The sequence below is a fragment of the Streptomyces ossamyceticus genome (assembly GCF_001418475.1).
Lineage (GTDB): Bacteria > Actinomycetota > Actinomycetes > Streptomycetales > Streptomycetaceae > Streptomyces > Streptomyces ossamyceticus.
In genome coordinates this window covers 1-2,400 of sequence record NZ_LIQX01000636.1, presented here as the reverse complement: position 1 = coordinate 2,400, position 2,400 = coordinate 1, and the positions used below count along the sequence as shown (strand labels likewise).

1 protein-coding gene is annotated in these 2,400 nt (G+C 74.9%); it reads right to left on the bottom strand.

Annotation, left to right across the window (positions count from 1 at the left end; genetic code table 11):
- Positions 1-2,400 (bottom strand): acyltransferase domain-containing protein (locus AOK15_RS35410; RefSeq protein ID WP_157870470.1); only part of this gene is annotated, 2,400 nt, incomplete at both ends.

The following is a 2,400-nucleotide window of genomic DNA, read 5'->3' as shown; positions in this document are numbered from 1 at the left end:
CTGAGGCAGTGGCTCGGCGCCCCGGGTGACGACGACCAGCGGCAGGTCGGCCGTGCCGGCGGCGCCGAGCCACTGCCTCAGCAGGTCCAGCCCCCAGAGGGTGGCCCGTTCGGCGGCCGCGGCCGGATCGTCGTCGGCGGCCGCGACGGGGCAGCGGGCGACCACGGCCGAGGGCACCGGTTCGCCAGCGGTGAGCGCGGCGTCCAGTTCCGCCACCGTGCCGTACGTCCGCGTGCCGTCCAGCGTGTCCGGGCCCAGTGCCGCGTAGGTCCCGGTGGTGGCGGCGGTGACGGGGATCTCCGGCCACTCGACGCGCAGGAGCGCGTCCTGCCCGGCGGGCGGGCGCACCGCCGGCCGGTCGGGGGAGAACGGCCGGAAGGTCAGTTCGTCCACGGCGAGGACGGGGGCGCCGAGCGCGTCCACCGCGTGCAGGGACAGCGCGTCGGTCCCGGCCGGTGCCAGTCGCACCCGCAGGGACGTGGCGCCGGTCGCGTACACGGTGACGCCGGACCAGGTGAACGGCAGCCGTGCTCCGCCGTCCAGGGTGCCCGGCAGCAGGCTGGCCCCGTGCAGGGCCCCGTCGAGGAGCGCGGGGTGGGCGACGAACTCGTCGCCCCCGGTGTGCGCCGGGTCCGTCGCCACCTCGGCGAAGACCTCCTCGCCACGCCGCCACGCGGCCCGCAGTCCCCGGAAGGCCGGTCCGTAGTCGAACCCGGCGGTCGCCATCTTCGCGTAGAGCCCGTCCAGTTCGACCGGCTCGGCCCCGGTCGGCGGCCACGCCCCCAGGTCGAACTCCGGTTGCGGGGTGCCGCTCAGGACAGCGCTGCCGTGCCGGGTCCACTCCTCGGCGTCCGATTCCGCACGGGAGAAGAAGCGCACGGCCCGACGCCCGTCGTCGTCCGGCCCCTCCACGACGATCTGCAGCCGCACCGGGTCCGACGCGGGCAGGGGCAGCGGTGCCTCCAGGACGAGTTCCTCGACCCGTGGCGTCCCCGACCGCTCCCCCACCCACAACGCCAGTTCCAGAAAGGCCGTTCCGGGCAGCAGCACCGTGCCCTGCACCACGTGGTCGGCCGTCCAGGGCTGCTCCCTCGGCGACAGCCGCCCGGTGAACACCGTGCGATCGCCGTCGGCCGGCTCCACGACGGCGCCGAGCAGGGGGTGATCGGCCCGGCCGAGCCCGGCGAGCGCCGCGTCGCCGAACCGCGCGGTGGGCATCTCCGTCCAGTAACGCCGTTGCTGGAAGGCGTAGGTGGGCAGGTCGACCGTCCGGGCGCCGGTCCCGGTGAAGCACTCCCGCCAGTCGACCGGGGCGCCGTGGGCGTACGCCTCCCCGAGCGACAGCAGCAGCCGCTCCGGGCCGCCCTCACCCCGACGGAGCGTCCCGGTGACCGCGACCTCGCGGCCGGCCGCCTCCGCCGTCTCCCGCACCGCACCCGTCAGCACCGCATGGGGGCTGACCTCGACGAACAACCCGTGACCTTGCTCCAGCAGGGCCCGCGTCGCCTCCTCGAACCGCACCGGCTGCCGCAGATTGCGGAACCAGTACCCAGCGTCCAGCCCGGCCGTGTCGAGACGGCCACCGGTGACACACGAGGAGAACGCCACCGAGGAGGGCCTCGGGGCCACGGGGGCCAGCAGGCCCGCCAACTCCGCCTCGATCTCCTCGACATGGGCGGAGTGGGACGCGTAGTCCACGGCGATGCGCCGCGCTCGCACCCCGTCCTCCTCCGCCCAGGCCAGCAGTTCCTCCAACGCGTCGTTCTCACCCGCGACCACCACGGAGGCCGGGCCGTTGACGGCCGCCACCTCCACCCGGCCGTCCCAGCGCGCGAGCACCTTCCGCACCTCGTCGGAAGCGAGGGGGAGGGAGACCATGCCGCCCTTGCCGGACAGCGCCAGGATCGCCCTCGAACGCAGCGCCACCACCCGAGCACCGTCCTCCAGGGACAACGCCCCCGCCACCACGGCCGCGGCGATCTCACCCTGCGAGTGACCGACCACCGCAGCAGGCTCCACCCCGTACGAGCGCCACACCTCCGCAAGAGAGACCATCACCGCCCACAACACCGGCTGCACGACGTCCACCCGACCCAACGCCGCCTCGTCGGACAGGACTTCACTCAACGACCAGTCGACGAACGCCGACAACGCCTCCCCGCACTCCCCCATCCGCACCGCGAACACCGACGAGGAAGCCAGCAGCTCCACCGCCATCCCCGCCCACTGCGACCCCTGCCCCGGAAACACGAACACCGGACCAGGACCACCACGCGCACGCCCGCGCACCACCCCCGCGTCCGGACGCCCCCCCGCCAGCGCCGCGACACCCCGCACCAGCTCCTCACGGTCGGCACCCACGACCACGGCCCGGTGCTCCAGCGCGGCACGGGAGACGGC